Origin of the sequence: Pseudomonas sp. REB1044 (genome assembly GCF_038813925.1) — a bacterium.
In the GTDB taxonomy this organism is placed as follows: Bacteria; Pseudomonadota; Gammaproteobacteria; order Pseudomonadales; family Pseudomonadaceae; genus Aquipseudomonas; species Aquipseudomonas boreofloridensis.
The window spans coordinates 5,125,286-5,142,658 of sequence record NZ_CP046139.1 but is presented as its reverse complement, the minus strand read 5'-3'; the positions used below and the strand labels follow the sequence as shown (position 1 = coordinate 5,142,658).

Sequence of the window (17,373 nt, the reverse complement as noted above, 5' to 3'; positions counted from 1 at the left end):
GGCACAAACACCCCGGTGCGCACTGGCGTAATCGGTTCGATAAAAAGCTAGAATCCGCGCTTCGGTCACTTTTCCATCGAGGCACCCTGATGAAGTTTCGCTTTCTGCTCTGGGCCATGGGGCTGCTGATGGCTCGGGCCAGCCGCAACAATCCGGCGTTTCAGCAACAGCTTCGCGGCAAGGACCTGGTGTTCCAGATGCAGACGCTGGACGGCAAGGTGGCGCGGCACTTCAAGGTCAGTGGCGAGCGCATCAGCAGCAAGGCCGGCCTGCATCCTGATCCCGCCTTCGCCATCGCCTTCAAGGATGCGGCGTTCGGCTTCGCCACCTTGCAGGCGAGCAACAAGCAACTGGCCTTCATGCAGGGCATTCAGGACAAGAGCATCCAGATCAAGGGCAACCCGGCCTTGGTGATCTGGTTCCAGGGCCTGATGAAGTACCTCAAGCCGCGCAAGAAGGCGTGAGGCGGTCGCGCACGGTCAGTGCGGGGTGTGGAATTGCGAGGCCAGTTCGCGCAGCAGTGCTTCGGCCTCCAGCACCTTGCTGACCACCTCCTCGGCTTTGTTGCGTGTCAGCCCCAGGCGTTCGAGCAGCGCCTCGGGAATCTCCTCCTGCGGCCCCGCACCGATGCCCCGCGAGCGCAGCAGCGAAGTGGCCAGGCACACCAGGTTGGGATAGGCCGAATAGTCCCCTTCATAGCTTGGATCGTGCTGGAAGCGCAGCGCCGTGGACAGCTCGTCCGGCATGTCCCACAGCTTCATCAGCCAGGCGCCGATCTGCTCGCGGCTGATGCCCAGCAGGTGCTGTTCGACGTAGCTGTGATAGAGGTGCGGGTTGACCTCCAGATGGCGACAAATCAGCGAGAAGTGCGGTGGGAACACGTGGGCCAGCAGCAGGTAACCGAAGTTGTGCAGCAGCCCGGCCAGGTAGGTAAGCCCCGCTTCTGGACGCTCGGTACGTGGCATCGCGCGGGTCAGGCCTTCGATCACCGCGGCGGTGTAGATCGATTGCTGCCAATACGGGGTGGCCTGCTGCGGATTGTCCTTGGGCAGGCTCAGGGTTTTGCCCAAGGCCAGACCCAACGCCAGGTTGATCACCAGATCGAAGCCCAGCACCCGCACGATGGCATCTTCCACCGAGCGGATCTTGCCCGGTGAAGCGTAGTAGGGCGAGGCGGCCCAACTGACCACCTGAGCGGCCAGCGCCGGATCGGTTTCCACCACGCCGGTGATGTCGTCGAGGCTGGCATTGGGGTCGACGCGCAGCTTGATGATCTTTTGCGCGGTGTCGGCCAGCGGCGGGATCTCGATGGTCTGTTCGAGGCGTTGCTGGATGCGTCGGGCGGTGAAGGCTTGAACCGCATGGGAAATCTCGCGGGTGTCGTCGTGCGGACGGTCGAGATTGCGGCGGATGCCCTCGACTTCCACACCGAAGCTGCCGGCACTGGCCTTGCTCAGCATGCGCTTGAAATCGTCTCGGGCAATTTCCAGCAGCAGACCGGTTTCTCCCGACTGGATCAGCAGCGCATCGGCGCTCAGTAGCCGTTCATCGTACAGACAGGGGGAACTGGTCAGCGCGGGCAGCCCAGGCAGGGCCTTGAGCGAATGCTTGTCGAGCATCTTCCTCAGGCGCTCCCCCGGGACCGCGGTCAGCGTGCGGCCGGTGAGCTCTTCGAGACGCTTGAGGTCGAGCAGTTGGCTCTGTGCGAACAGCACCATGAGTGCGCCGACTTCATCGTCCAGCAGGATCGCCTGGACACGCGAACTGGCAGGCAGGTGTGGGTGCTCCAGCACCTCGCGATAGCCGATGCCAAGCTTTTCCAGCAGCAGCCGGATGACCGGCGGGGCGTGCGGGTGTGCGGTATCCAGGGCCACTTCAGTCATGGTCTGTTTTCCAATGTGTCTTTTTCAAATGCGAAGTATAACCATCCTGCGCCCCAAGCTGGGGCGCGAATAGGACCAAGGTCACACTTGGCCGTACTGTTGGCCGTGACGCAACCAGCGGTCGAGCAGTGGGCTGACATGCTCCGGCCAGCGTGACAGCAGGGCCTGCGCCGCATCGCGCACCGCTGGCAGGAGATCGGCATCGCGCATCAGGTCGGCCACCTTGAACTGCAACAGACCAGTCTGCCGGGTGCCGAGCATTTCTCCAGGCCCCCGCAGTTCCAGATCCTTTTCCGCGATGACGAAGCCGTCGTTGGTTTCGCGCATGATGCCCAGGCGTTCGCGACCGATCTGCGACAGCGGCGGATGATAGAGCAGTACGCAGTGGCTGGCCGCGCTGCCCCGGCCAACCCGGCCGCGTAGCTGGTGAAGCTGAGCCAGCCCCAGGCGCTCGGGGTTCTCGATGATCATCAAGCTGGCGTTGGGCACGTCGACGCCCACTTCGATCACCGTGGTGGCGACCAGCAATTGCAGCCCGCCCGCCTTGAACTCGGCCATGACCGCAGCCTTTTCGGCAGGCTTCATGCGTCCGTGGATCAAGCCCACGCGCAGCTCGCCCAATGCGCTGCCCAGTTCCTCGAAGGTGCTTTCGGCCGCCTGGCAGGTCAGCTCTTCGGATTCTTCGATCAGCGTGCACACCCAATACGCCTGGCGACCCTCGGCGCAGGCAGCGCGCACGCGCTCGACCACCTCGAATCGACGGCTGTCGGCTACCAGCACCGTATTGACCGGCGTTCGCCCGGGAGGAAGCTCATCGAGAATGGAGGTATCCAGGTCGGCGTAGGCGCTCATGGCCAGGGTGCGCGGGATGGGGGTGGCGGTCATGATCAACTGGTGCGGACAGAGCAGACCATTCACGCCTTTCTTGCGCAGGGCCAGGCGCTGCTGCACGCCGAAGCGGTGCTGTTCATCGATGATAGCCAGGGCCAGGTTGCGAAATACCACTTCCTCTTGGAACAGCGCGTGGGTGCCGACCACCATCGGTGCGCCGCCGGCGATCTGTTCGAGCGCGCTGGCGCGGGCCTTGCCCTTGAGCTTGCCGGCCAGCCAGGCGACCTCGATGCCCAGCGGTTCGAGCCAACGCTTGAAAGTGAGGTAATGCTGCTCGGCGAGAATCTCCGTAGGCGCCATGAGCGCAACCTGGTAACCCGCCTCCAGCGCCTGCAGGGCGGCGAGCGCAGCGACGACCGTCTTGCCGGCGCCGACATCGCCCTGGACCAGGCGCATCATCGGCTCAGGCTGGCTGAGGTCGTAGGCGATCTCGTTGCCGACACGCTGTTGTGCACCGGTGGGGGCGAAGCCGAGATTGGCCAGGTAGCGCTCGGGCAGGCGGCTGGCCTTGGCCAGCGCCGGTGCCCGCAAAGCTCGCAGGCTTTCGCGCAGGCGCTGCTGGGAAAGCTGATGGGTCAGCAACTCCTCGAAGGCAAGCCGGTGCTGAGCCCAGTGCTGGCCTTCGGCGAGCTCGTCGAGGTCGGCGTCGGCAGGCGGGTTGTGCAGGTAGCGGATCGCATCGTCCAACGGCGCCAGGTGATAGTCGCGGGCCAGCTCGTCAGGCAGCCAGTCGGGCAGGCTGCGTGGCCCGAGCTTGCTCAGGCTGAGTTGGCAGAGCTGACGCAGACGCTGCTGCGTCAGGCCTTCGGTGGTCGGGTAGATCGGCGTGAGGGTTTGCTCGACTGGAGGCGGCGGCTCGTCGCCGTTGAGCGCCCGATATTCGGGATGGTAGATCTCCAGGCCCGAGGCGCCGGGGCGGGCCTCACCGTAGCAGCGCAGGTGGGTGCCGCGTTTGAGGCCCTCCTTCTGCGCATTGCTGAAATGATAGAAGCGCAGGCTCAGCACGCCGGTGCCGTCGCCCAGGCGCACGACCAGACTGCGGCGCTTGCCCATGGTCACATCGGCGCCGCTGACCACACCTTCGATCACCGCGTCCTGGCCAGGACGCAGCGCGCCGATGGGCACCACGCGGGTGCGGTCCTGATAACGCAGGGGCAGATGGAACAGCAGATCCTGCAGGTTCTCAAGCCCGACCTTGGCGAGCTTTTCCGCCATGGCCTCGCCGACGCCCTTGAGCTCGGTGACCGGAACCTTCGACAGCTCGGTCATGGGATCAGGCCGGCTGATGCGTGGGCGTCTTGGCCACCGAGCACAGGCGGATCGAGTCGGCGAGGATCTCGATGGCCTTGGGCCGTGGGAAGCTGGCACGCCAGGCGATGGCCACGGTGCGGAACGGCGCCGGGGCGGTGAGCGGGCGTACTTCGATCACACCGGGTGCATAGTGGTGACTGTGCACGGCAGACAGCGGCAGGATGGAGACGCCCAGACCGGAGGCGACCATGTGACGGATGGTTTCCAGCGAGCTGGATTCCACCGTGGTGTGCTTGGAGGCATCCGCACCCTTGTTCAGGGTCGGGCAGGCTTCGAGCACCTGGTCGCGGAAGCAGTGACCTTCACCGAGCAGCAGCAGGCTCTTGTCGTTGAGCAGAGCGGTGTCGATGGTCTTCTTTGCGGTCCATGGGTGATCGGCCGGCATCAGCGCGCAGAACGGCTCATCGTACAGCGGCAGGGTGAGCACGTCGGCCTCGTTGAACGGCAAGGCGATGATCACTGCATCCAGCTCGCCGTTGCGCAGCTTCTCGCGCAGCACGTGGGTGAAGTTTTCCTCGATGTACAGCGGCATCTGCGGCGCGACCCGGTGCAGCTGTGGAATGAGGTGGGGGAACAGGTAGGGGCCGACGGTATAGATGGCGCCGACCTTCAGCGGGGCGGTGAGCTGGTTCTTGCCGGCCTGGGCCAGTTCGCGGATGCCCTGGGCCTGCTCCAGCACCTTCTGCGCCTGGGCGACGATGCTTTCGCCGACAGGCGTGAGGCGCACCGCACTCTTGCTGCGCTCGAAGATCAGCACCCCCAGCTCGTCCTCGAGCTTCTTCACACCGACCGACAGGGTAGGCTGGCTGACGTGACAACGCTCAGCCGCGTGGCCGAAGTGTTGCTCCTGGGCGAGTGTGACGATGTAGCGGAGTTCTGTGAGGGTCATAACGTGCGTCCATGAAGTTGCGGCCCCAGCATAGCGGGTGCAATCGATAGACGCACGTTATCAGACTTGCGGCTGTGTGACAGATTCAATGTGTCAGCGCTTGTCCAGCGAGAAGACAAAGGGCGCGACCACTTCGATCTGACCGTTGTTCAGCAGCTCCGGCGGCGGCTTCGGCACCGTGCCCGCGCGGCGGATCATGTCCATGGTCGCTCGGTCCAGCGAAGCGCTGCCTGAACCTGCTGCCATCGAGTAGGACAGAATCTTGCCGTCGGCATCGACCACGAAACGCAGCCGGTTGATGCCTTGCAGGCCGCGACGGCGCGCGTCCTCCGGGTACTTCTTGTACTTGGCCAGATGGCGCAGCAGGTCACTCTGCCAGTTCGGCAGGGCATTGCTGTTGGACGCGATACTTGGCTGCGGTGCGGCCGACTTCTGCGGTGGCGCATTGCTGGGCGGCGTATCGGCGACCTGCTCCTTGGCGGGAGGCTCGTCCTTCGGCGGCTCAGGCTTCTTCTCAGGCTTGGGCGGCTGCGGCTTGACCTTCGGCTTGGGCGGCTTGTTGATGGCGATCTTCGGCTTCGGCGCCTCGGCGACCTTCGGCAGCGGCGGCTCTTCGACCGGCGCCGGCGGCGGCGGGGCGACTTTCGGTGGCGGCGGCGGTGCCGGCTCCGGCAAAGGCGCCAATTCGACCATCATCGCTGCCGGAGGCAGTTCGATGGCCTGGGGCACCGTCCAATTGAGCATGAGCAGCACGGCGATCGCGTGCACACCCAGCACGACCGCCAGGCCTACACCGTAGCGCGCCAGGTTGGAGCGCGTCTTTGTCATTTCTTCGCTGCCGTCTCGAGTCCGACCAGACCGACCTTGAGATAGCCGGCCGCACGCATGGTGTTCATCACTTCCATCAGGTCGCCGTAGTCGACCCCCTTGTCAGCCTGGAAGAAGATGGTGGTTTCCTTGTCACCCTTGGTCTTGCCGTCGAGCATCGCGCCAAGCTGATCGGGTGTGGCCACCGGGTCATCGCCGACATACAGCTTCTTGTCGGCCTTGACGCTGACGAACACCGGCTTCTCCGGCCTCGGCGCCGGTTTGGCGGTGGAGGCGGGCAGATCGACCTTGATGTCGACCGTCGCCAAAGGCGCGGCAACCATGAAGATGATCAGCAGTACCAGCATCACGTCGATGAACGGGGTGACGTTGATTTCGTGGTTTTCGGCGAGGTCGTCGCCACCTTCGTTGAGATGCAGGCCCATGGCTTACCCCACTTTCACCATGTGCGGGGCGGCGCGATCGCCAGCCTGGTGGTCGAGGTCGCGGCTGACCAGCAGCAGGACCTGCGCCGAAGCATCGGACACCTGCGCCTTGTAGCCGGCGATGGAGCGGGCGAAGACGTTGTAGATGACCACCGCCGGGATGGCGGCGACCAGACCCAGTGCCGTTGCCAGCAGGGCCTCGGCGATACCCGGTGCGACCACGGCCAGGTTGGTGGTCTGGGTCTTGGCGATGCCGATGAAGCTGTTCATGATGCCCCATACGGTACCGAACAGACCGACGAACGGTGCGGTGGAACCGATGGTCGCCAGTACGCCGGTGCCGCTGCTCATGGCGCGGCCGCTGGCGGCCACCAGGCGTTCCAGACGGAAGCTGACGCGTTCCTTGATGCCTTCTTTCTCGCGGCTGTTGGCCGACAGGCGCATTTCCTCGAGGGCGTCATGCACCAGGGTATGGGCCAGGGTGCCTTCCTTGTTGGCGACCGTGCTGGCCTCCTTGAGGCTGGCGGACTTCTTCAGCACGGCGATTTCGCCACGCAGACGGCGCTTGGCGCCCAGCAGCTCGAAGCCTTTGGCGATCCAGATGGTCCAGGTGATGATGGAGGCGATGGCCAGGCCGATCATCACGGCTTTGACCACCACGTCGGCGTTCTTGTACATGCCCCAGGGCGACAGGTCGTGAGCCATGCCCAGCGAGGTGTCCTCGACCAGCGCCTGAGTGCTGTCGTCGGCAGGTGCCGGGGCGTCGACGGGTGCGGCGGCGGTGTCTGTCGTCGACGGCTGGGCAGCAGTGGGGGCTGCCGGGGTCGCCGGGGCTGCGGCGGCTGGCGCGGCTGCGCCATTGGCGGCGGGCTCATCAGCCATGGCGGCCGGTGCCAGTACCAGGCTGAACATCAGCGCGGCGATGGCGCCCCAGGCGCGCGATGTGGTTGGCGAAGCGGAGGGTTGAGTACGAGTCATGCTGGCCGGACCTGATGAAGAAAAGAGGGTGACGTTCTTCACGGCCTCGAGACAGGCCGAGAATTTTTCAGGGCGCCATTATTGCAACTAATTCTTGTTAACAAAAGCAATACAGTAACTTTTTTTATACGTTCCATAGCCGTTGATCGTCAGAAGGGGCTAGCCTGAAGCTTTGGAATTGGAGTGTGTGATGTCCGATTTATCCGCAATGATCGTAGGCTGCGGTGATGTAGGCGGGCGGTTGGCTCGACAGCTGCTCGCGCGTGGCTGGCACGTGCATGGCCTGCGAAGGTCCGTCAATCAACTGCCCAATGGCGTGCTGCCGGTGGCGGCGGACCTCGCCCAGGTGGAGATGCCAGCGGCTTGGCCCGAGGGCTCTTTCGATTACCTGGTCTACTGCGTGGCAGCCAGTCAGCACGACGAGCCCGGTTACCGTGCAGCCTATGTCGAGGGGTTGCGTAACGTGCTGTCGTGGATGGCGCAGCGGGCACAGCGGCCTCGCCGAATCCTCTTCGTCTCCAGCAGCAGCGTCTATGCCCAGAAGGATGGGGCCTGGGTCGATGAGCGTGCGGCTACCGAGCCAGAGGCCTATTCCGGTCGAGTCATGCTTGAGGCTGAGAAGCTGGCACTGGACAGTGGCCTGCCGGCCAGTGTGGTGCGCCTCACCGGCATCTACGGCCCAGGCCGTGAATGGCTCTTGAGTCAAGTGCGTCAGGGCTACCGGGTTGCCGAAGAGCCGCCGTTGTACGGCAACCGAATCCATGCCGATGATGCCGCAGGTCTGCTGGCGTTTCTTCTGCAGGCCGATGCCGGTGGGCAGGTGCTGCAAGACTGTTATATCGGCGTCGATGACGATCCGGCGCCACTGGCCGACGTGGTCACCTGGTTGCGCCAGTACCTGGGCATCACGCAATGGTCGGACGAGCAGCGCGTGCGTCGTACCGGGAGCAAGCGTTGCAGCAACGCGCGTGCTCGGGCACTGGGCTGGGCGCCGCAGTATCCGAGCTACAAGGAGGGTTACGCCGCGATTCTGCTGGGTCAGGGTTGAGGCCGTGCCGCTTAGTTGCGCTGAAGTACCCACTGGCGCGGGCCAGGTGCCAGCTGTGGCATGTCATCGGGCTGGGCACGATTGACCGCGCGGAAGATCTCGAGTCGGTCGGGGCTGCGCCGGAAAATCCAAGGCCCGCCTTGTTGATTGCGCTCGAGCCATAGGCTGTCGTTACCATTGCCGATGGTGGCGCAGTCGCCGGCCAGGCACAGCGCATAGCGGTCAAGCGCCGGCAAGCCAGTGACGCTGCCGTCATCGCCGAAGCGGACCTTGGCGCCTTGGCCCGGTCCTTCGGTGATCGTCCACTCACCGCCCAGGTAGGTCTGGTACAGCGTCTTTTCGAAGCTGCTGCCTACAGGTGAATCGGCCGCTTCGGGCGAGGTACTGCGTATGAACGTCTGGCGGGTGCCGTTGGCGTCGGTCGTTTGCAACTCGTTGCCGCTCAGGCTCAACTGTTCGCTTTGGCCGCCTTCGAACGTGGCTTGCCATTGCTTGTCGTTGGCGAGCAAGCGGCCATCGACGGTCTCCACGCCATTCATGTAGCTGGCCTGTTGACCGGCGACATTGATCTTCCATTCGAAGACCGGACCATTGCTAGCCAGCGCATTGCGTAGGCTCTCGCCCTTGGCCGCTGCATCGATCGCTTTCTGATTGATCCAAGTACCGTTGTAGTCTTCGGGTTTGTGGCTGGCGCAGCCGCCCAGAATCAGGGCTGCCAGCGCGAGGGGCAGGGCATGACGCATGAGGGGAACCTTCAGGCAGGAGGAGCGGCAGGCGAGTGCCCGCCGCTTGGGCATCACTCGATGACGAGGATGGCGTCCATCTCGACTTGCGAGCCTTTTGGCAGCGCTGCTACGCCGATCGCGGCGCGCGCGGGGTAGGGCTGCTCGAAGTAACGGCCCATGACCTCGTTGACCTTGGCGAAGTGGCTGAGGTCGGTGAGGAAGATGTTCAGCTTGACGATGTCCTTGAACGACCCACCAGCCGCTTCAGCGACCGCCTTGAGGTTCTCGAAGACCTGCACGGTCTGGGCCTCGAAGCCTTCGACCAGTTCCATGGTCTTGGGGTCCAGCGGAATCTGCCCCGACATATATACGGTGTTGCCAGCCTTGATCGCCTGGGAGTAGGTGCCGATGGCGGCCGGGGCCTTGTCGCTGTTGATGACGGTCTTGGTCATGTTGACTCCTTGCGGTTGACGGACTACGCACGCGTGCGGGTAATGCGTACCACGCCGGTAAGGGTGCGCAGCTTCTTGATCACGCGCGCCAGGTGCACACGGTCGCGCACGCTGACCACCAGCTGGACCACGCTGACGCGACCGTCGCGCTCATCCATGCTGATCTTCTCGATGTTGCCGTCGGCGGCATTGACGCTGCTCGCCAGCAGCGCGATCAGGCCGCGCTGGTGCTCCAGCTCGACGCGCAGTTCGACATTGAACTCGCCGGTGACGTCCTTGGCCCAGGAGAGCTGCAAGCACTTTTCCGGGTTGTGTCGGATTTCGCTGATATTTCGGCAGTCTTCCAAGTGAACGACCATACCTTTGCCTGCCGACAGGTGGCCCACGATAGGGTCACCTGGAATCGGTGTGCAGCACTTGGCGTAGCTGAGCACCAAACCTTCGGTGCCGCGGATTGCCAGTGGCCCTTCAGGCGATGGCAACTGCTCGCCCTCTGCGGACAGCAGGCGTCGGGCCACCACGTAGGCCATGCGGTTGCCCAGACCGATGTCCTCGAGCAAATCCTCGATCAATTCCAGGCGGTATTCGCTGAGGATGGCCTGCACGCGCTCGCTCGGGATCTTGTCCAGGCTGCTGTCGAAGCCGGTGAGCACTTTGTTCAACAGGCGTTCGCCGAGATTGATCGACTCGGAGCGGCGTTGCTGTTTGAGGGCATGACGGATGTGGGTGCGGGCCTTGCCGGTGACCACGAAGTTGAGCCAGGCCGGGTTCGGGCGCGCGCCGGGCGCGCTGACGATCTCCACCGTCGAGCCACTTTGCAGCGGTTCGGAAAGCGGCGCCAGGCGACGGTTGATGCGGCAGGCGATACAACTGTTGCCCACGTCGGTGTGCACGGCGTAGGCGAAGTCGACGGCCGTGGAGCCTTTGGGCAGCTCCATGATCCGGCCTTTGGGGGTGAAGACGTAGACCTCGTCGGGGAACAGGTCGATCTTCACGCTCTCGATGAATTCCAGCGAGTTGCCGGCCCGCTGCTGCAACTCAAGAATGCCTTTGACCCACTGGCGGGCACGGGCGTGGTTGCCCTTGGGCTGCTCATCCTCGTTGGACTTGTACAGCCAGTGTGCGGCGATGCCGTTGTTGGCCATCTCTTCCATTTCGCGGGTGCGGATCTGGATCTCGATGGGTACACCATGCATGCCGAACAGCGTGGTATGCAACGACTGATAGCCGTTGGCCTTGGGAATGGCAATGTAGTCCTTGAAGCGACCCGGCAGGGGTTTGTACAAATTGTGTACAGCGCCCAGTACGCGATAGCAGGTATCGACCTTGTCGACCACGATGCGGAAGGCGTACACGTCCATGATTTCGGTGAAGGCGCGGCGTTTGCCGCGCATCTTCTTGTAGATACCGTAGAGGTGCTTCTGTCGCCCACTGACCTCGCCGGCGATGCCGTCCGCTGCCAGGCAATTGGCCAGGGAGGTTTCGATCTTGGCGACGATTTCCTTGCGGTTACCGCGCGCGCTCTTGACCGCTCGATGAATCAGCGCTGAGCGCATGGGGTGCATGGCCTTGAACCCCAGGTCTTCGAATTCCACGCGCACGGTGTGCATGCCCAGGCGGTTGGCGATGGGGGCGTAGATCTCGAGGGTTTCCTTGGCGATGCGCCGGCGTTTTTCCCCGGACAGCACTTCAAGCGTGCGCATGTTGTGCAGGCGGTCGGCGAGCTTGACCAGGATCACGCGGATATCGCGGGCCATGGCCATGGCCATCTTCTGGAAGTTTTCGGCCTGCGCTTCGGCTTTGGTCTCGAAGTTCATCTGGGTCAGCTTGCTGACCCCGTCAACCAACTCGGCGACGGTTTCGCCGAACTGCTGGCTGAGGGCTTCCTTGGCGATGCCGGTGTCTTCGATGACGTCGTGCAACATGGCTGCCATCAGGCTCTGATGGTCCATGTGCATGTCGGCGAGAATGCTGGCCACTGCCAGCGGGTGGGTCACGTAGGGCTCGCCACTGCGGCGGCGCTGCCCATCGTGTGCCTGCTCGGCATAGAAATAGGCCCGGCGAACCAGGTTGACCTGTTCGGGACCTAAGTAGGTCGACAGCCGCTCGGCAAGGGCTTCTATACCCGCCATGATTTCACCTCTTGCACAGGAAGAGGATCGGGTGCCGCGCGACGTCGACAGGGCATGAATCAGACGGCCTCGTTGTTCTCGTCCTCGAACGCGGCGAACACCGGATCCTCGGTGACGATCTCTTCAGCGGCGATGAATTCATTGGTCACGATGCCTTCGGCGATTTCGCGCAGGGCAACGACGGTCGGCTTGTCGTTTTCCCACGCCACGCGTGGTTCCTTGCCGCCGGTGGCCAGTTGGCGGGCGCGCTTGGTCGAGAGCATGACCAGCTCGAAGCGGTTATCCACGTGTTCCAGGCAGTCTTCAACAGTTACGCGGGCCATGGTGTTCCTCAGTAGCAGATGCGTTAGGCGTACAGCCCAGAATGGGCAGGCGGACTCGATAGTTTAAAAAATCACCAGCCAATAGGGAAGGACTGTTTCGCTCCACGCCCGGGTTTCGCCGGGCAGTGCCCACGAAACAGGCGCCGCAGAAGGCCTTTTGCACGACGCTGACGATAACGCCTCCCGCCCCGCGAACACAACAGCCTCAACGCATCGCGTCACGCAGCCGCGGCGTCAGTTCCTCGAACAGGGTCTGCACCGAGCGCAGGGCCCGGCAGTCGGGGCGGGTGAGCAGCCATAACTGGGTGTCACAGCCTGGCAGCGGGCCGCTCAGGGCCTCGACACCGGGCAGGGTGTCGACCATGTAGTCAGCCAGTGCGGCCACGCCCATGCCGCTACTGACCAGTTGGGCGATGGTCGACATGCCACTGCATTGGTAGCGCGGAACGAGGTCGGGGTGGTGCTGAGTGCGCCAGATGACCGTGGGGTGTTCGTGCATGCTGTCGTCCGGGGCGATCCAGGGCACGTTGTTCGGCGACTCGGTCAGGCGTTCGCGAAACGCCGCGTGGCCGCAGATCACGTAGGAGGTCGACCCCAGGCAACGCCCGACCAGATGTTCCGGCGGCGTGTTGGTCAAGCGCAGAGCGATGTCGGCGTCGCGACGGCTCAGATTGGCGAAGGAATTGGAGGTGCCCATCTCCAGCGAGAGTGCCGGGTAGTTGGGCATGAACTCGACCAGCGCCGGCAGCAGCAGACTGTGCAGTACCGCTTCGGTACAGGTCAGGCGCACGGTGCCGCTGACCACCTGTTCGCCGCTGGTCAGCGCGATTCGCGCCGCATCGAGCGCTTGTTCGGCACGTTCGGCCTGCTCGGCAAGGGCCTGGGCAGTGTCGGTCGGCAGATAACCCTTGCGGCTCTTGACGAACAACGCAGTCCCCAGCGCCGATTCCAGTCGACGGATGGAGCGAAACACCGTGGAAACATCGACCTTGAGCAGATCGGCTGCTTTTGCCAGCGAGCGACCTCGCTCCAGCGCCAGCACCAGGGCCAGGTCGGCATGAGAGATTTGATATTGCATGGTTGCACGCTCTGCTTGCTGGTCTGCCAATGTCTGTTGCATTGGAGCCCACTTTATAGTGCAACGACTGGCGTGAATCAATGTGGCGCCGCGCAACGCAATGCCCCTCGAATGGGGTCGTTAGAACAACAACCAGCGCAACCCTCGTCGCCTTCAAGGCGTCCTCCTTATCCCTGAATCGTCGCTTTTGATCACAGGATGTACAGCCATGACGTCGGTCTTCTCGTGCACCCGTTTCCGCGACATGATGCCTGCCGACAAGGTACGTCCATGAGCACTCGCAAGCCGCCCCTGATCGGCGTCAGCGCCTGCCGCCAGCAGGTCGGCCGGAACTCTTCGCACACGGTAGGCGCCAAGTACGTCGAGGCCGCAGCCTTTGCGGGGCTGCCGCTGATCCTGCCGGCCCGCGATACCCCCGATGAGCCGCATGCGCTGCTGGCGCACCTGAACGGCATTCTTTTCACCGGCTCGCCTTCAAATGTCGAGCCGCATCATTACAATGGCGCCCCCAGCGCGGTCGGCACTCGGCATGACGCTGCGCGCGATCGTTTGACGCTGCCGTTGCTGCAGTCGGCGATTGCCGCAGGCGTGCCGGTGCTGTGCATTTGCCGGGGCTTTCAGGAACTCAACGTGGCCTTGGGCGGAACCTTGCATCCGCGTGTGCATGCGTTGCCCGGCCATCTTGACCACCGCGAGCCCGAGGAGGCGCCGCTGCACCTGCAGTATGGCCCCCGGCATCGGGTCGACAGTGCGCCGGGCGGCCTGTTCGAGCGCCTGGGCCTGGCGGCGCAGTTCGAGGTCAACTCACTGCACAGCCAAGGCATCGACCGTTTGGCGTGCGGCCTGCGAGTCGAAGCGCGGGCGCCGGATGGCTTGATCGAAGCGGTATCGATGCCGGGCGCACCGGGGTTCGTCCTCGGCGTGCAGTGGCACCCAGAATGGCAGCTCGCCGAAAACCCGGTCTCCCTACGTCTGTTTCAGGCGTTTCGCGAGGCCTGTATCGCCCATGCTGCAGGGGAGGGCGCGCGTTAGAAGGCATTCTGACGCGGCCCCAAGGTCGCGGACGACTCACCCCGGCAGCAAGCTTTCAATGAGTGGAAGCGGGCCTTGCGCGCAAGGTCTGTGAAAAAACAATACCAATAGCAACGGCAAATACTCATGAGCGAATACACAGAAACCGGCCGCCCTCCCGATGCGGCCGCCGATGCAGGCAGTACCGCCCAAGCCGCAGGCAAGGGCCTGGCCAAGGGCCGCCTGGGCCTGCTGGCCAGCGTCGTGCTGGGCATTTCCACCATCGCGCCGGTCTACACCCTGACCGGCGCGCTCGGCCCGACCGTGCGCGAAGTCGGCGCCCATCTCCCCGCGGTGTTCATCGTCGGTTTCCTGCCGATGCTGCTGGTCGCGCTGGGCTACCGCGAGCTCAACGCCGCCGAGCCCGACAGCGGCACTTCCTTCACTTGGTCAGCCCGCGCGTTTGGTCCGATGATCGGCTGGATCGGCGGGTGGGGGTTGGTGGTGGCGACCACCATCGTGTTGTCGAACCTGGCGGGCGTCGCGGTCGATTTCTTCTACCTGTTCATTGGCCAGATCAGCGGCCACCCTGAGCTTGCCGCGCTGGCAGACAACTTGCTGATCAACGTCAGCACCTGTTGCGCCTTCATCGCCTTGGCGGTGTGGATCTGTTGCCGAGGCATGGGCACCACCATGACCGTGCAATACGGTCTGGTCGCCTTGCAACTGCTGGTGCTGGTGGGCTTCGGTTTTGCCGCGTTCGGCGAAACCACCGCACCGCCGCCCTTGGAATTCGACTTCGCCTGGTTCAACCCGTTTGGTGTCGAGTCGTTCTCGGCCTTCGCGGCCGGGCTGTCGTTGTCGATCTTCATCTTCTGGGGGTGGGACGTGTGCCTGACCGTCAGCGAAGAGTCGGTCGGCAGCGATGAGGTGCCTGGCAAGGCTGCCACCTGGACCGTGCTGCTGATATTGGGGCTGTACCTGTTCACTGCCATCGCCACGTTGCAGTTCGCCGGCATCAGCGACAGTGGTCTGGGGCTGGGTAATCCGCGTATCCAGGAGAACGTTTTCGCCCACTTGGCCGGCCCGGTGATGGGGCCGCTGGCGATCCTGATGTCGATCGCCGTGCTGGCCAGTACGGCGGCCTCGTTGCAGTCGACCTTCGTCTCGCCGGCGCGCACGCTGCTTGCCATGGGCTATTACGGCGCGGTGCCGCAGCGCTTCGCCAGTGTCTGTCCGCGCTCGCAGACACCGCGTTACGCGACCGTCTGCGCTGGGCTGGCGGCGGCGGTGTTCTACGTGACCATGCGCACCCTGAGCGAGAACGTGCTGGCCGACACCATCACCGCACTGGGCATGATGATCTGTTTCTACTACTCGCTGACGGCCTTCGCTTGCGTCTGGTATTTCCGCAGCAGCCTGTTCGACAGCCTGCGCCACTTCTTCATGCGCGGCGTGTGTCCGCTGGTGGGCGGTGTGATCTTGTCGGTGATCTTCGTGCGAACCGCGCTCGACAGCGCGTCGCCGGACTTCGGCAGCGGCTCGCACGTGGGCGGGCTGGGGCTGGTGTTCGTGATCGCGGCGATCATCTCGGTGCTGGGCATCGTGCTGATGATGCTGTCGCGGCTGCGAGCGCCGGCGTTTTTCCTCGGCGCGACCTTACAGCAGCAGGCCAAGCTGCAATTGCAGGACTGACCCAGGGGGCGCCAAGCGCCCCCGATGTCTTCAGCCGACCAACTGCTCGAGCAGCGCCGCATGGCGCTGTTGCTGTTTCTTGAGCAAAAGGCGGTTGGCCCGGAACACCGATTGCAGATCGTCCAGCGCGTGGGCGAAATCGTCGTTGACGATGACATAGTCGAACTCGGCGTAATGCACCATCTCGCTGACTGCTTCTTTCATGCGGCCGGCGATGATGTCTTCGCTGTCCTGGCCGCGGCCGTCCAGTCGCTGACGCAGCGCCTCTCGGCTGGGCGGCAGAATGAAGATCGACAGCGCCTCGGGCATCAGCTTGCGTACCTGCTGAGCGCCCTGCCAGTCGATCTCCAGGATCAGGTCGAAGCCTTGCGCGAGGGTTTCCTGCAGTGCGCTGCGCGAGGTGCCGTAGAAGTTGCCGAACACCTCGGCGTGTTCGAGGAAGTCGTCCTGGGCGATCAGCGTCTTGAAGGCCTCGTGGTCCACGAAGTGGTAGTTCACGCCGTGGGCCTCGCCGGGACGCATGGCCCGCGTGGTGTGGGACACCGAGACGCGGATCTGCGTGTCCTGTTGCGTGAGGGCGGTGACCAGGCTGGTCTTGCCGGCGCCCGAAGGGGCCGAGACGATGTAGAGCGTGCCGCTGGTGTGGGTCATGGTCGGGGTAGCCTTACTCGATGTTCTGTACTTGTTCACGCATCTGTTCGATCAGCACCTTCAGATTGACGGCCGCTTGGGTGCTGCGTGGGTCGAAGGCCTTGGAGCCGAGGGTGTTGGCTTCGCGATTGAGCTCCTGCATCAGGAAGTCCAGCCGCCGTCCGGCCGCACCGCCGGACTTGAGCACCCGGCGTACTTCGGTGACATGGGTGCTCAGGCGGTCGAGCTCTTCGGCCACGTCGCTCTTCTGCGCCAACAGCACCATTTCCTGCTCCAGGCGCTGGGGCTCGAGTTCGGCCTGCATGTCGGCGAAGCGGTCGAGAATACGCTGGCGTTGCGCAGCCAGCATCTGCGGCACCAACGCGCGCAGGGTGGTGACTTCGTGGGTCATGGCCTCCAGGCGTTCGTCGATCAGCCGTGCCAGCTCCTGGCCTTCGCGCTGACGGCCAGCCTTGAGCTCGGCGAGCGCTTCGTCGAACAGCGCCAGGGCCTCGGCGTTCAGCGCCTGCGGGTCGGCGGCGTCGGCCACCAGTACACCGGGCCAGGCCAGCACTTCGAGGGGATTGAGCGGTGCCGGCTGGTTGATGAGTCCGGCCACGGTTTCAGCGGCGGCGACCAGTTGCGCGGCGCGCTCGCGATCGACCTGCAGCGGCTTGCCGCTGCTCTCTTCGCACAGGCGCAGGGTACATTCGACCTTGCCGCGCGAGAGCCCTTGGCGCAGACCTTCGCGGACCGCGCCTTCGAGATCGCGCAGGGCCTCGGGCAGACGCAGATGCGGCTCCAGGTAGCGGTGGTTGACCGAGCGCAACTCCCAGCTCAGGGTGCCCTGGCTGCCGGCGCGCTCGACGCGGGCAAAGGCGGTCATGCTGTGCACCATGGGGAGAACCTCGCGAATTTCGGGATGACGGAGCGCCTTTCGGCTGCAAGGCGCAGGATTGTAGCGCAGTGCGGCGACGGCGCCCAATCGCGCCTCGCCGCGCACCGGTGACCAGAGCAGACAGGTCGACGGATGGCACGCCCGAGACATTAGGCATGTCCTCGTGCGTTTAGCAG

17 protein-coding genes are annotated in these 17,373 nt (G+C 64.1%); 4 read left to right on the top strand and 13 right to left on the bottom strand.

The genetic code is table 11. From position 1 onward, the window contains the following. Positions 1-89 precede the first annotated feature (89 nt). Entirely contained in the window at positions 90-464 is a 375-nt protein-coding gene (locus GKC70_RS23165) for a helicase (RefSeq protein ID WP_342650043.1), read from the top strand. A 15-nt stretch (positions 465-479) separates the two neighbouring features. Here GKC70_RS23165 and GKC70_RS23160 read toward each other — a convergent pair whose 3' ends face one another. From GKC70_RS23160 to exbB, 6 genes are all read right to left on the bottom strand, one after another. After that, a complete protein-coding gene (locus GKC70_RS23160; RefSeq protein WP_342650042.1) occupies positions 480-1,883 on the bottom strand; it encodes an HDOD domain-containing protein in 1,404 nt (467 codons plus the stop codon). Between the two features lie 81 nt (positions 1,884-1,964). Next, positions 1,965-4,043 (bottom strand): ATP-dependent DNA helicase RecG, encoded by a 2,079-nt coding sequence (gene recG, locus GKC70_RS23155; protein WP_342650041.1) that lies wholly within the window; start codon positions 4,041-4,043, stop codon positions 1,965-1,967. A gap of 4 nt (positions 4,044-4,047) precedes the next feature. Then, positions 4,048-4,974, bottom strand: coding sequence for a LysR substrate-binding domain-containing protein (locus GKC70_RS23150; protein ID WP_342650040.1), 927 nt, complete (start codon positions 4,972-4,974; stop codon positions 4,048-4,050). A 93-nt stretch (positions 4,975-5,067) separates the two neighbouring features. Continuing rightward, positions 5,068-5,802 carry an energy transducer TonB gene (locus GKC70_RS23145; protein WP_029612277.1) on the bottom strand — a complete coding sequence of 245 codons (735 nt, stop codon included), beginning with the start codon at positions 5,800-5,802 and terminating at the stop codon, positions 5,068-5,070. Further along, positions 5,799-6,227, bottom strand: coding sequence for a TonB system transport protein ExbD (gene exbD, locus GKC70_RS23140; protein WP_039582442.1), 429 nt, complete (start codon positions 6,225-6,227; stop codon positions 5,799-5,801). The genes GKC70_RS23145 and exbD overlap by 4 nt, the downstream gene beginning before the upstream one ends. 3 nt (positions 6,228-6,230) lie before the next feature. Further along, entirely contained in the window at positions 6,231-7,205 is a 975-nt protein-coding gene (exbB, locus tag GKC70_RS23135; RefSeq protein WP_039582443.1) for a tonB-system energizer ExbB, read from the bottom strand. 190 nt (positions 7,206-7,395) lie between these two features. On the opposite strand from exbB, the gene GKC70_RS23130 reads away from it, so the two are divergent. Then, positions 7,396-8,253: an SDR family oxidoreductase gene (locus GKC70_RS23130; RefSeq protein WP_342650039.1), complete on the top strand. Its 858-nt coding sequence runs from the start codon at positions 7,396-7,398 to the stop codon at positions 8,251-8,253. 11 nt (positions 8,254-8,264) lie between these two features. On the opposite strand, the gene GKC70_RS23125 is transcribed toward GKC70_RS23130, so the two are convergent. From GKC70_RS23125 to GKC70_RS23105, 5 genes are all read right to left on the bottom strand, one after another. After that, complete coding sequence (locus GKC70_RS23125; protein WP_342650038.1) at positions 8,265-8,996, bottom strand: hypothetical protein; 732 nt, start codon at positions 8,994-8,996, stop codon at positions 8,265-8,267. Positions 8,997-9,049: 53 nt separating this feature from the next. Then, positions 9,050-9,430, bottom strand: a complete 381-nt coding sequence (locus GKC70_RS23120; protein ID WP_029612280.1) for a RidA family protein — start codon at positions 9,428-9,430, stop codon at positions 9,050-9,052. 23 nt (positions 9,431-9,453) lie between these two features. After that, positions 9,454-11,562: a bifunctional GTP diphosphokinase/guanosine-3',5'-bis pyrophosphate 3'-pyrophosphohydrolase gene (gene spoT / locus GKC70_RS23115; RefSeq protein ID WP_029612282.1), complete on the bottom strand. Its 2,109-nt coding sequence runs from the start codon at positions 11,560-11,562 to the stop codon at positions 9,454-9,456. A gap of 59 nt (positions 11,563-11,621) precedes the next feature. After that, positions 11,622-11,885 carry a DNA-directed RNA polymerase subunit omega gene (gene rpoZ, locus GKC70_RS23110; RefSeq protein WP_003253383.1) on the bottom strand — a complete coding sequence of 88 codons (264 nt, stop codon included), beginning with the start codon at positions 11,883-11,885 and terminating at the stop codon, positions 11,622-11,624. Between the two features lie 205 nt (positions 11,886-12,090). Continuing rightward, positions 12,091-12,963 carry a LysR family transcriptional regulator gene (locus GKC70_RS23105; RefSeq protein WP_342650037.1) on the bottom strand — a complete coding sequence of 291 codons (873 nt, stop codon included), beginning with the start codon at positions 12,961-12,963 and terminating at the stop codon, positions 12,091-12,093. A gap of 270 nt (positions 12,964-13,233) precedes the next feature. Here GKC70_RS23105 and GKC70_RS23100 point away from each other — a divergent pair, with 270 nt between their 5' ends. Further along, a complete protein-coding gene (locus GKC70_RS23100) occupies positions 13,234-13,995 on the top strand; it encodes a gamma-glutamyl-gamma-aminobutyrate hydrolase family protein (RefSeq protein WP_342650036.1) in 762 nt (253 codons plus the stop codon). A 126-nt stretch (positions 13,996-14,121) separates the two neighbouring features. Continuing rightward, positions 14,122-15,669 carry an APC family permease gene (locus GKC70_RS23095; protein WP_342650035.1) on the top strand — a complete coding sequence of 516 codons (1,548 nt, stop codon included), beginning with the start codon at positions 14,122-14,124 and terminating at the stop codon, positions 15,667-15,669. Positions 15,670-15,699: 30 nt separating this feature from the next. On the opposite strand, the gene gmk is transcribed toward GKC70_RS23095, so the two are convergent. Then, a complete protein-coding gene (gene gmk / locus GKC70_RS23090; protein ID WP_116887315.1) occupies positions 15,700-16,320 on the bottom strand; it encodes a guanylate kinase in 621 nt (206 codons plus the stop codon). Positions 16,321-16,333: 13 nt separating this feature from the next. Beyond that, positions 16,334-17,197: a YicC/YloC family endoribonuclease gene (locus GKC70_RS23085; protein ID WP_317871790.1), complete on the bottom strand. Its 864-nt coding sequence runs from the start codon at positions 17,195-17,197 to the stop codon at positions 16,334-16,336. Positions 17,198-17,373 lie beyond the last annotated feature (176 nt).

What these genes read in the sequence shown, in the direction of transcription:
- GKC70_RS23165 (WP_342650043.1), top strand. Translation starts at nt 90, where the DNA reads ATGAAGTTTCGCTTTCTGCTCTGGGCCATGGGGCTGCTGATGGCTCGG.
- GKC70_RS23160 (WP_342650042.1), bottom strand. Translation starts at nt 1,883, where the DNA reads ATGACTGAAGTGGCCCTGGATACCGCACACCCGCACGCCCCGCCGGTC.
- recG (WP_342650041.1), bottom strand. Translation starts at nt 4,043, where the DNA reads ATGACCGAGCTGTCGAAGGTTCCGGTCACCGAGCTCAAGGGCGTCGGC.
- GKC70_RS23150 (WP_342650040.1), bottom strand. Translation starts at nt 4,974, where the DNA reads ATGACCCTCACAGAACTCCGCTACATCGTCACACTCGCCCAGGAGCAA.
- GKC70_RS23145 (WP_029612277.1), bottom strand. Translation starts at nt 5,802, where the DNA reads ATGACAAAGACGCGCTCCAACCTGGCGCGCTACGGTGTAGGCCTGGCG.
- exbD (WP_039582442.1), bottom strand. Translation starts at nt 6,227, where the DNA reads ATGGGCCTGCATCTCAACGAAGGTGGCGACGACCTCGCCGAAAACCAC.
- exbB (WP_039582443.1), bottom strand. Translation starts at nt 7,205, where the DNA reads ATGACTCGTACTCAACCCTCCGCTTCGCCAACCACATCGCGCGCCTGG.
- GKC70_RS23130 (WP_342650039.1), top strand. Translation starts at nt 7,396, where the DNA reads ATGTCCGATTTATCCGCAATGATCGTAGGCTGCGGTGATGTAGGCGGG.
- GKC70_RS23125 (WP_342650038.1), bottom strand. Translation starts at nt 8,996, where the DNA reads ATGCGTCATGCCCTGCCCCTCGCGCTGGCAGCCCTGATTCTGGGCGGC.
- GKC70_RS23120 (WP_029612280.1), bottom strand. Translation starts at nt 9,430, where the DNA reads ATGACCAAGACCGTCATCAACAGCGACAAGGCCCCGGCCGCCATCGGC.
- spoT (WP_029612282.1), bottom strand. Translation starts at nt 11,562, where the DNA reads ATGGCGGGTATAGAAGCCCTTGCCGAGCGGCTGTCGACCTACTTAGGT.
- rpoZ (WP_003253383.1), bottom strand. Translation starts at nt 11,885, where the DNA reads ATGGCCCGCGTAACTGTTGAAGACTGCCTGGAACACGTGGATAACCGC.
- GKC70_RS23105 (WP_342650037.1), bottom strand. Translation starts at nt 12,963, where the DNA reads ATGCAATATCAAATCTCTCATGCCGACCTGGCCCTGGTGCTGGCGCTG.
- GKC70_RS23100 (WP_342650036.1), top strand. Translation starts at nt 13,234, where the DNA reads ATGAGCACTCGCAAGCCGCCCCTGATCGGCGTCAGCGCCTGCCGCCAG.
- GKC70_RS23095 (WP_342650035.1), top strand. Translation starts at nt 14,122, where the DNA reads ATGAGCGAATACACAGAAACCGGCCGCCCTCCCGATGCGGCCGCCGAT.
- gmk (WP_116887315.1), bottom strand. Translation starts at nt 16,320, where the DNA reads ATGACCCACACCAGCGGCACGCTCTACATCGTCTCGGCCCCTTCGGGC.
- GKC70_RS23085 (WP_317871790.1), bottom strand. Translation starts at nt 17,197, where the DNA reads ATGGTGCACAGCATGACCGCCTTTGCCCGCGTCGAGCGCGCCGGCAGC.